We start from the raw sequence: 15,156 nt of genomic DNA on the forward strand, positions 1-15,156 counted from the left end.
GCTAAATCCACCGCGCCACCGGAAGCGCTCCAATGGTACCAAACTTCAGGGTTCTCGATGATTCAGGATGTCATTTTGGAACTACAGCTGCAACGGAGACCCCTTTCACACGTACGCCTGCCCGCCAAACGGTAGGTGGCTCAGGAAGGTTTAGGCGGCGCGTAGCAAAGATCCCTGCCAAATTGACGCCAGCCTCCCGGGTGTAACCGACTCCACCGGAGTAGCGAGGATTGATTTCCAACAAATGCGGTTTACCCTGTGCATCATCCTTTGTTTGAACGTTCACGATGCCATCACACTGGAAATGAGCAGCCGCTTTTAGTGCCAACTCGACCGCCGCACCTTCCTTTTCAAATAACTGATACGCGCCGGTCTTCCTCCGGCCTACAAACGCAACCGCTCGGCCAGTCTCACAGACCATATCCACCGAACACTCGGTTCCAGCCATGTAGGGCATTACAAGCATCGACGGAGGATTTTCCACCTCGCTGTATGCACGCATATAGGTCGCGAAATTCGCAACGCGGGCATCGGGATCAGCAAAGCTACGAAATGGGTCAGCACCCTCCTTGAAGCGCCAAAAGCCTTGACCATAAATGCCAACGGCAGGCTTTACGCAAACCTCTCCCGAAGCAGACAGAGCCCCGTACGCTGCTAACATTTCATCGGCATTAGTTGCGGTTATTGCCGGAACGCAATCCAAGCCCGCAAGCTCCGCCTCAGCGGTAAACCTGCTTTTGTCATCAACAAGATCGAATGTGCGCATCGATGAACCACCAGTTACCAGCACCAGGCCAGCTTCCTCGAATCGATCCCGGGCGCTTTCAAATACCGCCCCCAAGCGACCCGCCAGGATTACTTTGATTCCATAGGTGCGTGCAGTAGTAATCACCCACGAAACCCGCTCTTCAGCACCACGGGGCTCGCAAAAGCTAATATCTGCTCCAGCCATAATTTCGGGGCGATTGTCGCGGTGCGAGGCGAATATCTTCACCTCAGGTGGCAGCGCGTCACGCGCACCTTCAATAATGTCACGCTGGCTTGACTGCCCTTCGAGAAACCAAATCATACTTTAACCTCACTTGTAGATGTGCACTGACAGTCAAACCCGAGGAAGGGGACTGACAGCATTCGATTGTTCAACCGGAACATAACGAGTCCAGCTGTAGCTTCAAGGCAATGCGGGGGGCCGCCCAAAATAGAGACGTCATTTCGACAAAAAGCCCCCCTCTACAATTTCGTTTTGCGGGTTTCAAATTGGTCGGCCTTGCTTGCGGTAACTGCGCTAGCAAAATATTTCTCGACGGTGGGTGTGGGGCAAAACGAGGTAAGGTAGACCGGTAAAATATAAACAACATCTACATTATAAGTTTCGGCACGGCCAAGACTGATTAACAATCCCAACAATCTCCCTCTAATTATGCAGAGACTCCAAGTTAGTCGTCCACAGATAATCTATTTCAGCATATGAAGGATCACGATACCCAGCTAAAAATGATTCGGTGTAAAGTGGGCCAACGCAGAACGGAGGATCAATATCAAGTCTATCACTAGATGTCAGGATTCACCGTTTCGAATTGGTTGCCCTTTTCCGTTTGCAAGCCGCGATCGGCCCAGGTGAAGAGAGCCATTTCAACATCGGCGATGCGCCATCCCGTCGCTGACGCAGCGGAGGGTAGATTGCACTCCGGGCGGCATATGCCCTTAGACTCGAGCTCGAAAACCAAACTCTCGCAGAGTGTTTGGAATTTCACGTAGCCTTCGATCATCGAGCTTTTATAGCTATCGTGTATTTTGGGAAGTAGGTCTGCTTTCAACAGTGCAAGCCTAATCCGGCGATCCAAGCTCCCATACCGGCCAGGGTCAAAAAAACGGAGAAGCTTGGAAGCATACGTCAGACCAAATCCCGGAATTTTAAGAGCAGCGTCAATAGCAGCAAGCGGCTGTTCAAGACTGGCCACTACTTGCTGGAGGATTACAATGAGAGACACGTTACCCAGCCCGGCCTCAAATTTCATCCCGGGGTCATTCTTCCCCGCGCCCCATGCAAGGATCTCGCGAAGGTAGTCCGTCGGGCACGCAGTAATGACACCTTTCGCCACAATCCTCACACCACGTCCTTCTAGCGACTGAATCCATGGAAAATCAGGAAACGTGTCCCCTGGATATCCACGAGAAGCATGATTAACGTTAGTCCAGCGATAGGCGCGAAGAAATGCAGGAAACTCAGCAACGTTGATGGCTGGCAAAATGGATCCTTAGCGCTGGACTGAGCCGGCGAATGCTTGTTCTAGTTGAGGGTTGATACGAAAGCCTGGGCGCTCGCGGAATAGCTCTGCTGCACCACGAACGTACTGTAGAGCCCGCTCGCCAGTGATCCAAGTCCGATTAAGCATTTCGGCGGCCAAACCTGTCATCGAGCGGCCACCCCATGGATCCACCACAAGGTCACCTTCCTCAGTCAAATATTTGATAAGGAATTCAGCAACGCTAAAGGGCTGGCCCGCACCATGACTAGGCAACCCCAGCGCTTCCGCTGAAGCACGAAACTGTGAGCCATATGGGCAGCGAATGCCGCGCTCCAGTACGTTCTTAGGAATACGTCCCTCAGTTTGGTTGCTGTAACTGCCAACCCGTAGCCGATAGGCACCGTCCCCATAGTTTGTTGTTCTCTTTTCGCCACCTGAATTGATTAATGCAAGATGTCGCTCAGAGTGAGGCTCGAGAACGCGCCTATTGTCCCCTTTAAAAAGCTTTGGGTTCTTTGCAAATATTAGAATTGGTTCATAGGTTGCGTTAAGAAGTTGCCTCGTCTTAGACGCCCAATGAACTGGCCCAGGCGGCTTGTTGGACTTCCATACCAAACGATCTATAAGCCCTAGACCCATGTCTTCCAGTGTTATCGTCAATCGCTCAACGTAGGTTGAGCGCGCGGGGGAATTAGGCAGGAAAATATCATTGCTGACATTGATAGCGAGACTACCTGTGTCTGCAAGCTTTTCAATAATTGGCTCAAGAATCCCCACAATGTATTTAACGATTTCCGATTGGGTAGGATTAGAGTAAGCCCGACTTTTTGCCAAAGGATAGGGAGGACTGCAAATAATTGATACTGGCTGAACATCTAAGTTATTGAAGATATACTCGCTACCGCCGAAAATTGCGACACCTAGATCAGTTCGAAAGCCAAGTACCTTGACGCCTGGCTTCGCCATGTTTAAATCGCGCTTAGCCTCCTCCGTAAGGCGCCAAATACCACGCTCACCCGGTACTCGCTCAAGGACCCCTGCCCTGCGCAGATCTTGCTGCGTCCATCGAATCGCACGCCTCTCTAGGCTATGCCGCTGCCCTGATCGGCCTACGGGTACACGCTCGTTCAATGCGCCAGCCGACAATCCGTTTCGCATGGCAACCAATCCATACAAGGTGGCATTGTCGATGTGTGCTTCCGGTTGGGATCTATAGATGGCGGCGATCTGATCTGCCCCGAAAAGCTCACCTTGCGAAGCTGGTACTGACTTGGCCTTAAAAGACTTCATTGCTGATAACTCGCCTAAAATATCGATGCCCTACCTTCCCATCGCGAAACCTGTGGCAGAAGCCTTCAGGTGGTAGGGATGATGTAGCGCGGTTAAAGTCTTGACTCCACTATGGAGATCTACTGTGACCCGCGATGAACTGGCTGCCCTCTTCGACCCTATCCAGCACTCGAACGTCGAATGCGATGGTTTTTCACGAATTGTCTTTTCCGTTTTGACGGAGAGAGGGCACAAACCAATTCTCAAAGCGGGGGCACTGTCCGCCCGCGGCGCTATCGTGCGTCCACACCTCTGGATCGAGGTATACGGCTTTATGATCGACTACCAGGCCAGGCGGTGGCTTGGACATGAGCCATGGATTCCCCATGGCGTATTCAGAGCCTCTGAAACCGAAGCTATCTACGAAGGGGTCACCATAGAGGTAAAAGTGCTCCCTGAACCGATTAGAAGGCTGATGTTGATGTCTTTTGCCGACGTCGAGTCAGAAAGCCAGAGCAGCCTGATTACGCCCGAAATAATTCGCTGAGTAGAGGGCTCGACCCACTGTTTGTGGCCGCAAAGCACTGACCAGGTAAGCCTGCACAAACGTCAGCGCTTATGGTCACTCTGCCTACAGGAACGCTGAGATGCATGTAGCGACGCTCCACTTAATGACTAAACTTCTCAGTCAGCCCATACGCCCCATCGAGATCTACACCTGACAGAACAAGCACAAACTCCTCACCACTATTTCGAGCATCACCTATCGGCTTTACCAGCCCATCTACTAAATACCTACCGCATCAAGCACGGCGCTCATCATCGAAGAGTCCCGGCATCAGCCCACCCAGCACACTCGCGGTACGGACAGTACCCACTCCGCGATTTGGAAACCAAATGCACTTATGCCTCGCCCTGGTGATTGCCACGTGGACTAGGCGCAAAGCCTCGCCGTGAGAGACCGTATCCCCCGGCGCAGAGTCACCACCCGAACTGAACCCCGCTATCTTGTAGAGCTGATTGCGGTACCAAGACGAAACACCAGTCGACGGGTCTCCGACCATCACGACGATGTCCGCTTCAAGTGACTTCGCCTTGTGGAATGAACGAACACGGATAGACCGCCAGCCTGAAGCACGATCATCTCTAATCTGGTCCCCAACAGCAGAGTCGACCCAAGCCTTGTCGACCTCGCTGTCGATGAGTATCAAAACTTTGTAGCCATCTGCCGCTGCTGACTGGCAGATGCGTTGAAGTTGATCCAGATCATCACCAACTATCCTGACAGGCTGATCCTCCCCCTTTGGAGGTCGAATAGACCTAGGGCTTCGGTTTACTCCCAAAGAAAGGTTTTGGACCAGGTTAGATCCCGCATCGATAATGGCTTGAGTAGACCGGAATGACTCGGTCAGGGTCACCTTCGTAGCCGGTACCGGACTACTAAACATATCTTCGAAGTCAAAGAACAATTTTGGAGTCGCCCCAAAACTACCGTACACCCACTGATTCGGATCTCCTGCCACTGTAATACTTGATGACAAACCCCTTGTGTATATTTGAGCTGAGTCTCTTCTACGTATCTCAATCAGTACCGACCGCACCCAAGAGGCAACCGGGAGCGTCTGATCTTCTGCACCGTCAATGAGAAGGTGGCGGCATTGCTCGAGAATACTCATAGGCACGTACCGTACGGCTGGCAGCTTACCGCCCCCAAGCGCGGCGAACAGACGACCAAACGGAATCACCGGTCCCTCTAGTTTAGAGAGGTGCCGCTCAAGGGCCTCCCAGTAAATCGCCAATGCCTCAAAGTAGAGTGCGTCAGAATCTGCAGGTAGAAAATTCATTCTGCCAGGCACAGACCCTACCTCTATGCCCAGCGAATCAAGTAAGGCTGACGTTGAATTGAACGAATCGAGAACCGGTACCGGACCTGTTTGACCTTGTAGTGCGTAAGAAAAGCTTGGAGCGGCTTGAGCGAGGTATTTCAGCCTCTCCGACAGTTCGGCAGCATCTTGATAGGAGTCCAGGTGCACCACACCCTCTGGAAAGTAGGCCTGGAACAGGGTGCGCTTGATCGCGACCTCTTTGTACAGTTCCATTGAAGCTGAAGGATCGCGGCGCAAGCTCGGCCCTTCCGACCTATCGAAGCCAAGCACCACGTGGAGTTTCAATTGTGGGATGTAGCCATGTGTTGCATAAGGTCGACCTCTGACGGTGAAGACCTTTCTAGCGGCTGTCACACCCTCAACAGGCCAGGCCTTTGCTTTGCGCCACAAAGCCTCAACAGAGTTGGTCAGGGCCTCGTCATGCTCGCTGAGCTTCCATCCCAATGAAGCGCGCCTTACGACTTCGGGTGAATCGACTTCAAGCTGAGGTAGTCTTAGCGACGAAATCCACAAAGCAATGTAAGTTTCATTGAACCGCTTATTGGATCGATAGAGAAGGTTGAGGCACTTGGTCATCTCCACCCTCTGCGTATTGTTCAATGACGCCTCGAAGGGTCGGCCGTCAGCGAGGGCAGATGTGTCAGGCGGGCTGGCTCCATAGTTCTCAAGCGGTATCACCGTGGCAAGGTCAGGAAGAGCCATCGATTGGGTTAAAAGGCATGAGCGTGGGGTCATCACTATCGCTTGACATTCGGCCGGCGAGAGCACCACACCGAACAGACCAAAGACCTCCTGTAGATCGCTGGCCATCTCTACACGAGCCTCACGGCTGAACGTGAGAATACGTATCTGAGATAGAGGGACCTGCGCATATCGATGGAAAAACAATGCCCTGAACAGCAATGTCTTGGTCTTACCAGTACCCGCACCACCTCCGAGAAGAGTCGTATTGGATGTCGAAAGGATAGCCTTCCATTGCTCCATTGTGGGCTGTGCACACTTATCTAGCCTTGCTTCACAGTCAGCGCGCATAGCTGCGCGAGCATCACTGCTGATATGAATGCGTTCGCCGCCAAACACCAAGTCATCTTTGCCTGTGACCTGATGATCGGGCTCAGTGGTTTTCAAACCGGGAATTACGACCTGATCCTGGGTAGATGACTGCTGAGCTAATGCCTTGGCCTCCATGAGACCGATACGGCGGCCAGCCTCCCAGGACTCGAGATGTCTCGCATTAAGTAGATCCAATCCAGCACCCAACACCTGGGCTGCCAAGCGATGATGAAATGGAAGCTCATCGAGTTCGTAGGGTGGCTCGATTGGTTGATTCACTGTGATCGCCTGTCGAACAAATTAATAGATCAAGTGTGTCTTCAGGATCCTCTATGTGCTACCCAAAACGAGCTCACGGAAATTACACAGCCCTCTTTTGAGTAACACCTTCCACTGAATCTGGGTATCGTCCTGCCATCTCCCAATGACCAGGTATCTCGTCATTATGGGACTTACAGATGATGGAGCGATGAATGAAACATGCCGGCAGCAGTGCGCTCCAGAAGGCAGGCGCTAATACCTTGTTTACTGCGTCGGGCAAAAGACGAAAATTTGCTCGGGGTTCGACGTTGATGAGATTCGACTCTGAGGAACCATGTGTTTTTTTGCTCACAGAAGGTACTGCGGCTATACAAGTCACTGATCATTCTCAAGTAAGCGAGCTCAACATTGCGCACCTAATTCCTGGCGACGTATTTGGAAGCATCGATCCCGGAGAAGGCAACAAGATCGAAATGTACGTGCTTGCCAAATCTGAGTGCTTTGCATACGTGCTGACTGCCAAAGAGCTGCTGCAGGCCTGTGCATCTCAGCCTCTTGCGATGTTTGGACTCTGTCGTGAGCTTTCACGCACGAGCGTTAGGTCTTTACGCAAGGTCGGCCAATTTGCCTTCTATGACGTTCGCGGCAGAGTTTCAAGCGCGCTCGTGGAACTATGCAGTCTACCCGGTGCAATCTCTCACCCAGAGGGGTACGTATTGAAGAATACACGGGTCGAGATCGCGTCCATGGTCGGGTGCACGCGAGAGATGGTTGGAAAGGTGATGAAGGAGCTTTCTCAGGAAGGTCTTATCAGCATCAGGGGAAGGCAGACCCTCGTCCATGCCAGCACCACCAGGTGAGGTGAGCTGCAGGGTGTCTTTGCGTAGTGGACTACCTTGCAGACACTTGCGCTTTAATTAGTCCAGAGCCTTCGCCGGGAGGTCGCTATCTGGTGCGACCTTACCGAGTTGGTGGACTAGTTGCCGAACTAAAGCCGCTAATTCGTCCACCACGCGGCTGAATGCTTCCTGATCGTTCACAGCTTGTTTACTCGAAAACTGTACGGTTACCTTGATGCCATCGCCGAGTTGCGAGGCAACGAGAACACGGCCGATAGCCCCCAGTATTTGATATTCACGATCGATCCTGGGAGCGAAAATCACGCCGCCCCTACGGCAACGGCCCCACGGGTTAGGCGGGGCTTGGGTGTTCCTCATGCGATTTTCTTGATGTCTACTCGGACTTGCTAGAAATAATCCCAATTGACCATCCGCTGGGGTTGCCGATGCTGTTCACAATGTATTTTTGGAAGAACTCCGCGCTAGACTCGCACTGGGTCTGCACCATAAAGAAGCGAATCATGCATTCCGAGCCGCTGTCCTGAAACTCTGGCCCTGGCTCATTAATGTCCTGTAGAGCAGTTGTTGCACGAAGCAACTTGTCGAATGAGTCCAGCGATCTGTTCAGGAGCAGATCGCGCCAAGTCCCCTCATGATGAATCTGGCCAGCGTAGGTGAACCGCTTGCCCCCAATTTCTTTTTGCTGCAAATGTCCCCAGCAGAGGAGCAGGGTATCCGCACCAGTGATCGCTTTGGCGCTCTCAAGCATCACTCGACGAACCTCATCTGCCATCTGGTCATGATGATCTAGCGGCGTGTAAGCAAGGCTGGTCAGGAAGACCGGTACCTTTTCGCTATCGGATATTTCAGGGCTACACGGCATGAAGAACGATGGTCCACCGTATTCATAATCTTCGACAAAGGTATCTTCGATCAGGTCGAAGCCCTGATCGCTGTAAAAGTCCCAGAAATCCCCCGGTTCAACCGGATGAGAAATGCGCAGGCGGTCGGTTAAGTTATCCAGATTGCAGCCTTCGAGGCCTGGCGCACCACCTAGCAAATCCTTGAGCATTGCGTTTGCTACCCGAGGATCATCAAAGCCCGGCACATAGAGGCTCAAACCTTCATCTTCAGGCGGAGAATGCAAAGTACTTCGGTTGATTGATATAGTCTTAGGCATTTTGCCGCTGGAGGGACTGAGGTTCGCGGCCAGGTGGACGGCCATCGATGGGTTTATCGCAAAGACATCAACCATCACAGCAATGTAGCTATCCCGTCGAGCCATCAACTCGGGTACTTCTAGTTGCTCGTCTGGAACACTGGGCTGCTTGTTCCCTATCGCACTGGTAACTGCATCCCAAGTTCGGAAACCGCACAGATTTGCATACATGGCTGCGGCCTCAGCACGCTCGATGCCCAAGCTCTTGCCGCAGACCTCGACCCATAGGCGAGCCAATTTGTGTTCAGTAGCTATGAATTGCGTCATGACGGTGGCCTCGTATTCAAACAACGCTGGGTATCCCGCCATCGCTGTGGCGATACATCTGCACTGCGCCACCTTAGGCTTTTCACCACACGGTGTTGTCAGTTAAACATACGATTTCACTGCTGCGCATCTTCAAACCGATTCGGGCGACGATTTCGTCCAGCACAATGCCTTCGCATGTGAAGCGGGCGTTGACCGCGCTTTGCGGGTTCACTGGGTGGCATCAACATAGATTGACACAAAGCCCCTAAATCACTGACCACTCACGTATCAACCCGGACAGCAACGACAACATAGTTTGACACAACCTACCAGTGATTCCGGGCGCTGCAGGCTGTTGCTCTGCTCCAGAGGGCGATTCATCAGCGTTTTTGTGTCAATCTATAATGCCGAGTGTCGCAATAAGTTGTCTTGTGTCGAACGATGTTGTTTGCTGCCAACAGATCGCATGGCTCGTTTTTGTTTGCAACAGTCAGGACTGTTTCCGTGGTCATTCGTGGTCAAAAATCGCCGCCTCAATCTCTCCACTGTTTTTCGAGCGAAAACTTCTCATCGCATGAGAGATTTTATCGTGAGCGATTTTGACCTTCAAAGCGTATTCGGGTGGCATACACAGCAACCCTTCGATCAGGGTGCAAACATCTGTGATCAGCGGGAAGCCGTTATTGAAGTCCGATTCACGGAGCAGGGAGCGAATATTGAGCAGAAAGAAGTCCTTATTCTGTTGGGTTTGAGAGAACACGTTCCACCCGCCAGAATATTCACCTCCCGCAATCAAACTTAGCGAGCCAAAAACAGAGTGTATGTCACCATGAATTGCCGCTAGGGTGCGGTGACTGTCGAAAGCTAAAATTTCTTCGTCACGACCGATAATGGCATCTGCATCGCGAAGTACACTAAGAAGTTCAGTTAGGACATTCAGTACGTTTTGATTGTGTTCGGTTGCCTGCTGCATTGTGGCTTTCATTGGGTCTCTCATTTTATATTTACCGTCATTCATGACAAGATGCCGTTTGCTTACCTTACTTGCAATTACCCGCCTTCCTGTAGTTGCTCGTAATCGCTTCGGCTTCACTAGCAAATACCACCAGATTCTTCTCCGAGATCATTCCGTAGGACGGGCAACCGCTGGAAAGGTGGTAGATATGGGAGCTCTTATTACCGTGCACGCTCCCGACCTGAGTATTCGAAGCGGTAGAAAGGGCACCAAGCCCGGTCGATGCGAGAGGAGTGAAGACAGAGTCATTACGAGCCGGAGCATTCACTACCTGGTGCATCAGCTGAGCGGGTCCTTGAGGATAAGCCATCTGGACAGCACTCCCCAGCCTAGCCTTCCCAAGCTGGAAGAACACTGGCGCATGATCGCTCACGGCGCGCCGCCCATCCTCATGGCTTACCTTGAGCATCGCAGGGTAATTGACGATCCCAACACCGGACATCATCGATCGCGCTGACTGGTTGGCAAACACATTGTCGTACAGATTGGCAAACCGACCGCTTGTGTTCGACAACGTGCTTGCGCCGTCTGTAACCATTGGGATAGCACGTGCTCGAAGGGACTCGAACGCAGGGTCCGAAGGGGGCATGTTGAAATCACCCATCAGCATGATGGGCTCTCCTGGGTATACCTGCTCGAGCCATTCCCAGTAATTACCGAGCTCTTTCAGCTCTGGGGTTCTGTCAGCGGCTGACTTGCCGTAAATGATATGTACGGTGGCCAAGGCGAAGGTATTGCCGTCACTGAGGGACTTAAAGCGCGCGCTATAGGGCTCTCGCATGAACACATGCTTACGATCCAAAAAGCTTACGGCGCCGTCTTCATATTGAACTGCCGAATCGCGGCTAAGAAAGCAATACTGCTCCTTATAACTGCGCGAGCCTACAGGGCTTGAGCACAGCGAGCTCCACTTTTCACGTGTCCGTTGCTCCAGTGCCAGTTTTAGGTATTGGATGCCCTCATCATTCATCACCTCCTGAACGGCCAGGACGTCAACATTGGCGGCGACTGCTGCTAAAGCTGGGTAACTTTTCTGGTCACCGTTGCCCAGACGCATTGTATTCCAGGTTCCAACACGAGCGTCTGCGGCTGCGGCAACCCCTGATATAGCAGTAGCCAACACCAACAAAGCAGACATCAATAACGTTTTCTTCAAAGGTTATGCTCCAGGCAGTTAGGCTTCATATTCTGTGGGGGGGGGGTCATCTGACAACGGGGTTCAAATAAGCGCCCTGCGTAGTTCCGTGACGGGTTTGAATGTCTAGATCTTTGTCGTAGGCAGAAATCCGTTCTATCAGCGCGGCCGTAGCCTTCTCAGCGATCACCTTGGCGCGAGAACAGGGCACATCAGTGCGTGTCCCGTTTATTTTTGCCAGTAGCGTGGTGGCGGCCCGGTAGGCGTTTTGCGCATGCAATGCTTCATGAGCATTGAGGGCGCTGTAAAACCGCCGCCACTCTTGCTCAACACCTGGGGATTTGGGAATCGATTCCAGAACAGGTAGGTGAATCCTGATTTTCAAGAACACCTGCCCGTTATCGAGTAGGCAGCCATGTGGGGAGGGAATCAGGTCATAGGATGCTGAGAGATTCCATATCGTGACGCCGGCGTAGTAGGAGCCCCCGTTTCGACTGGGTGTATGCTCTGCAATCGATCGTTGAATTTGATCGATGGTTTGCCCGGACACTCCGTAAGTGACCAACTTGGAATCCACAACTGGAACCGTTGATGCCACAGAATGTAAAGGCATCCAAGCGAGGATCGCTGATATAGCGATTCTTCCAGCCCAATTTGAAGCACTCAGTCGAATCCTAAGTAGCATTTGCCACCAAGCGGGTGTCGAGCTTCTTTTGAAATGCAGCGATTTCCTTCGCTTCGCGCTTGATTAACGAGCGTTTCCCAATTCCGTGCTCAAGCATGTAATCGGCTACTTGCCGCGCAAAGGCTGCTGCGTCGACATGACCATAGATCCATGCCGCGCGAAGGAATTCCAGGGCGCCTTGCAGGTCACCACCTTTGGCAGACAATTCTCCAAGCTCGTAATTGGCTTCAGGATCCTTGCGAGAGGCGGCTTCGTTCAAGAGAGCCAGACCCTCGTCTACTCGCTTACTGTCACAGAGCATCTTCCCGAGGTCTGTCATCGCAATCGGGTATCCGAACTCGACAGCGATTCGCAGATATCGCTCAACGGCGGCTAAGTCTCCAGCTCCCAAAGCCTCATAGGCCAAGCCGTAAGAGCTCAATGGGTGCAGGGCCCCAGCCTTGCTTTGCCAAAGATGTGCCGTTACATCGCTTCCATCAGCTTTTGATGACTCATAGCACCGAGCCAGCGCTACAGCAGCTTCGACAATTCCGTCATTAAAACCCTGCTCAAGGGAGGCTATTGCCTCTTTGCGCCTGGCATCTTCTTTTGGCAGCTCTGTTTGAAATGCCAGCTTAATTCGACATGCCCACAGCAACAGCTCACGCTTGGAGCTCGGCATCAGCCTAAGCTCGCTGTCCCATAGATGGCCGACAACGCGGAGATCACGTGAGTCTTCATTTTTTTGGAAGACATGACCAGTTGAAGGGTCGATGGCCATGTTGCCAAGCAATCCCAACGGGATGATCCGGTTGAAGGCTACACCGTTTATGCGCTGGCCCAGGCTCCATGACGTATGGAGTGCTCCTTCAGCACATACGAGTCTCATCGCCGTGCGTACGAGAGCGGCCTCGCAGGGATCGCCGAGCTGCTGCGCCGGCTCAACTTTTGCCAATATTGCACCCCATCCACCCTCTACCCCTAAACCGAAGGTAGAAATGCCGTATCGGTTGATGGATGGGGCCCCGCGAGTAATCGGACCGCCAAGTGGCTGCAACTGCACAGAGTGATGTTGAATCAGGAAATTCTGTGTGTGGAGGTCGACCTCGTTAAATGAGGCCGAATAAACAGGAACACCTTGCTTGGTGGACAGCGACATCGCAGTGGAGGTATTCAGAGCCTCAGCCTCGTCTGCCGACTCTGCGGCAGGGTGAACCCATATTGCCAAGTCGACCTTCGAAAAGCCGCTCTCGACTGCTTCGCCGTGGGTCAATACGCTACATGCGGGAAGGTTGAGCGCTGTCGCAAGCTTTGAGAATTCGGAGTCCGCATTCTCGTCCAGGGTATAGATGATCTCCACAGCTCCTGGAGCTCCAAGAAATTCGCCAGCCAAGCTAGCCCACTTGGACTTATCGAATCTTATGAGAGGATCTGATCCCAGCAGGAGGACACGAATTGGCTTCTCGCTCCAGCTGATACCTGATTGACGAACGACATTCGCGACTAAAGCTCCCGGGGCCATTACCGAGGCAGCGTTGTTGAGCTTGGCCTTCACCCCGAGTTCGAAAAGTTGGGTCTTCAGCAGAGGCTTGATTGTGCGCAACCAGGCTTCAGTAAGAGCGCCCAGGTTCACTGCAGATTCAAAGGTTTTTGCCAGAGACAAGATTCGGATACCCCAATTTGGTTATGTGCCAGAGTGTACCCGCGCCATAATAGAATCCAATTCAAAACGCCTAGTCGAAAATCCAACGCCCGTTAAAGTGATGTGTGGGCTCACGCAGTGGACATCTCTATGGAACTCCACCTCAGCGCTATCAGTGAAGCAATCGCAGTGGTCAAACAGCTTGAGGCCGAGCTCAAGGTACTGGTCAGAATGCTCAATGACTCACGACACCGATTGAGAGTCGATGCGATTTTTGAGATGGAGTTTCGACAAGAGCCAGAAGTAGACGAAGCTGCGCCTATCCCGGTGAGGAGGCTTGAAGGTAGCGACGCGGTCGACGCAGCTATAGACGTCCTCACTTGCATCACGATGAAGGAAACTCAGAACGCGAAGGAAACCTTGAGGAGTCCAGGGGTAGTTGCGCTGCCTGGGGAAGTGATTGCCAAAATCATCGAAACGAATGATCTGCGCAGCAAGCTGGAAATGCTAATCGGCAAGATCAAGAAATCTAACGATCGCCGGAAGGTTTGGATTAAGTTTGAGGCCATATCGCCAAAGCAGGCAATGCGTTGCACCCCGGTGCTGATGAACCCTCAGACCATTAATTTCTACTGGACTGATACCGGCACATCCGGATCAAGGCATGTGGCTTCAGATTTAGTGAAAGAGTGGGAAGACCTCTTAGATGAGCTTCACGACCGACGTCCTACCATGTCCGACGCTCCTGAGGGATCAATTGAAGAGGGCTTGCTGACCGCTATTGATCTCTTACGGAAGCTAGGCAATGAACAGGTCGCTATTCGGAGACCAGTCAAACCCCACATCCGAGCACGGGTTCGTGACGGTGATACGCCGGTGCGCCAGATCATCTCTTCCGTGCCCTTCGTTTACGACATCGATGAATGCAAGTTTGCACCCACAATTAAACCGCTACTTAGCTACGACGTAGTCACGGCACGACGCAAATCTGCCGGCCGCGAACTACTCGAGAAAGAACCGTACATCAAGAAAATGAACCTCTATCAGTATCTCGAGAACTATCGCGTCTTTGGGCCTTTGGTACAGAAAGCCGAAAGCGATTCATTTCCTGCCTCAATTGATGAATAAGGCAATAATCAGAATGCAGTCCACTGACCAAACCACCAGTCTCCGCCTGGCCAGTCTCACTCGAGATCTGGTCTCCTGCGATGAGCGAAACCGAGCGAACGCATATCGAGACATGCTTGAGCTTGCTGAAAATGGAGATGGCAAAGCAATGTTCCAAGTGGCGAGGTGTCTCAATCAAGGCATCGGTGTAGACACTGACATAACCCGCGCTGACCACTGGCTCCGGCTCGCCTGCATTGCTAAACCTGCATCGACCGACGCCCTATTCACCTACGGAATGTCCCACGTCCTCAAACAACGCGCAGGGGCCGATCCAGTTAAGGGCATCCAATACATCGAGCGAGCTGCTTCTGCCGGTTACGTTAAAGCCACTATAGAGCTCGTCAAGATCGTCGAGCATGGCATGACTGACATCAAACCAGATCTTCGCCGCGCTTACCGCTTACTGGCATCCTCGCTTAGCGAGAAGTCCGACAAAGCCCTCTACGCGGCCTACGTTGGATTCGTAGAGCGCCACCAGCCCATCACCAACCTTCTGGACTCGTGA

At 52.4% G+C, this 15,156-nt stretch carries 13 protein-coding genes; 4 read left to right on the top strand and 9 right to left on the bottom strand.

Annotated features, from left to right (window positions below):
• Positions 1-70 precede the first annotated feature (70 nt).
• The 3 genes from ACZRN6_RS16300 to ACZRN6_RS16310 form a co-directional block, all read right to left on the bottom strand.
• Positions 71-1,069, bottom strand: a complete 999-nt coding sequence (locus tag ACZRN6_RS16300) for an ATP-grasp domain-containing protein (RefSeq protein WP_078465810.1) — start codon at positions 1,067-1,069, stop codon at positions 71-73.
• A 481-nt stretch (positions 1,070-1,550) separates the two neighbouring features.
• Positions 1,551-2,249: a hypothetical protein gene (locus ACZRN6_RS16305; RefSeq protein ID WP_153045950.1), complete on the bottom strand. Its 699-nt coding sequence runs from the start codon at positions 2,247-2,249 to the stop codon at positions 1,551-1,553.
• Positions 2,250-2,258: 9 nt separating this feature from the next.
• Positions 2,259-3,539 (bottom strand): site-specific DNA-methyltransferase, encoded by a 1,281-nt coding sequence (locus ACZRN6_RS16310; RefSeq protein WP_078465812.1) that lies wholly within the window; start codon positions 3,537-3,539, stop codon positions 2,259-2,261.
• Between the two features lie 124 nt (positions 3,540-3,663).
• On the opposite strand from ACZRN6_RS16310, the gene ACZRN6_RS16315 reads away from it, so the two are divergent.
• Positions 3,664-4,065, top strand: a complete 402-nt coding sequence (locus ACZRN6_RS16315) for a hypothetical protein (protein ID WP_078465813.1) — start codon at positions 3,664-3,666, stop codon at positions 4,063-4,065.
• 256 nt (positions 4,066-4,321) lie between these two features.
• Here the strand turns inward: ACZRN6_RS16315 and ACZRN6_RS16320 are convergent, their stop codons facing one another.
• Positions 4,322-6,736, bottom strand: coding sequence for a UvrD-helicase domain-containing protein (locus ACZRN6_RS16320; protein ID WP_464008385.1), 2,415 nt, complete (start codon positions 6,734-6,736; stop codon positions 4,322-4,324).
• Between the two features lie 194 nt (positions 6,737-6,930).
• On the opposite strand from ACZRN6_RS16320, the gene ACZRN6_RS16325 reads away from it, so the two are divergent.
• Positions 6,931-7,578, top strand: a complete 648-nt coding sequence (locus tag ACZRN6_RS16325) for a helix-turn-helix domain-containing protein (RefSeq protein ID WP_078465815.1) — start codon at positions 6,931-6,933, stop codon at positions 7,576-7,578.
• A 373-nt stretch (positions 7,579-7,951) separates the two neighbouring features.
• Here the strand turns inward: ACZRN6_RS16325 and ACZRN6_RS16330 are convergent, their stop codons facing one another.
• From ACZRN6_RS16330 to ACZRN6_RS16350, 5 genes are all read right to left on the bottom strand, one after another.
• Positions 7,952-9,043 carry a hypothetical protein gene (locus ACZRN6_RS16330; RefSeq protein ID WP_221732160.1) on the bottom strand — a complete coding sequence of 364 codons (1,092 nt, stop codon included), beginning with the start codon at positions 9,041-9,043 and terminating at the stop codon, positions 7,952-7,954.
• A gap of 490 nt (positions 9,044-9,533) precedes the next feature.
• Positions 9,534-10,043: a hypothetical protein gene (locus ACZRN6_RS16335; RefSeq protein ID WP_284184502.1), complete on the bottom strand. Its 510-nt coding sequence runs from the start codon at positions 10,041-10,043 to the stop codon at positions 9,534-9,536.
• A gap of 22 nt (positions 10,044-10,065) precedes the next feature.
• On the bottom strand, positions 10,066-11,196 hold the full coding sequence (locus ACZRN6_RS16340) for an endonuclease/exonuclease/phosphatase family protein (protein ID WP_228759002.1): 1,131 nt from the start codon (positions 11,194-11,196) through the stop codon (positions 10,066-10,068).
• A 46-nt stretch (positions 11,197-11,242) separates the two neighbouring features.
• Entirely contained in the window at positions 11,243-11,752 is a 510-nt protein-coding gene (locus ACZRN6_RS16345; protein ID WP_169904182.1) for a DUF922 domain-containing protein, read from the bottom strand.
• Positions 11,753-11,849: 97 nt separating this feature from the next.
• On the bottom strand, positions 11,850-13,502 hold the full coding sequence (locus tag ACZRN6_RS16350; RefSeq protein WP_221732159.1) for a tetratricopeptide repeat protein: 1,653 nt from the start codon (positions 13,500-13,502) through the stop codon (positions 11,850-11,852).
• Positions 13,503-13,631: 129 nt separating this feature from the next.
• Here ACZRN6_RS16350 and ACZRN6_RS16355 point away from each other — a divergent pair, with 129 nt between their 5' ends.
• Positions 13,632-14,609: a DNA replication terminus site-binding protein gene (locus ACZRN6_RS16355; protein ID WP_169904181.1), complete on the top strand. Its 978-nt coding sequence runs from the start codon at positions 13,632-13,634 to the stop codon at positions 14,607-14,609.
• Between the two features lie 112 nt (positions 14,610-14,721).
• Positions 14,722-15,156 carry a tetratricopeptide repeat protein gene (locus tag ACZRN6_RS16360; RefSeq protein ID WP_169904180.1) on the top strand — a complete coding sequence of 145 codons (435 nt, stop codon included), beginning with the start codon at positions 14,722-14,724 and terminating at the stop codon, positions 15,154-15,156.

The sequence above is a fragment of the Pseudomonas sp. A125 genome (genome assembly GCF_055409485.1).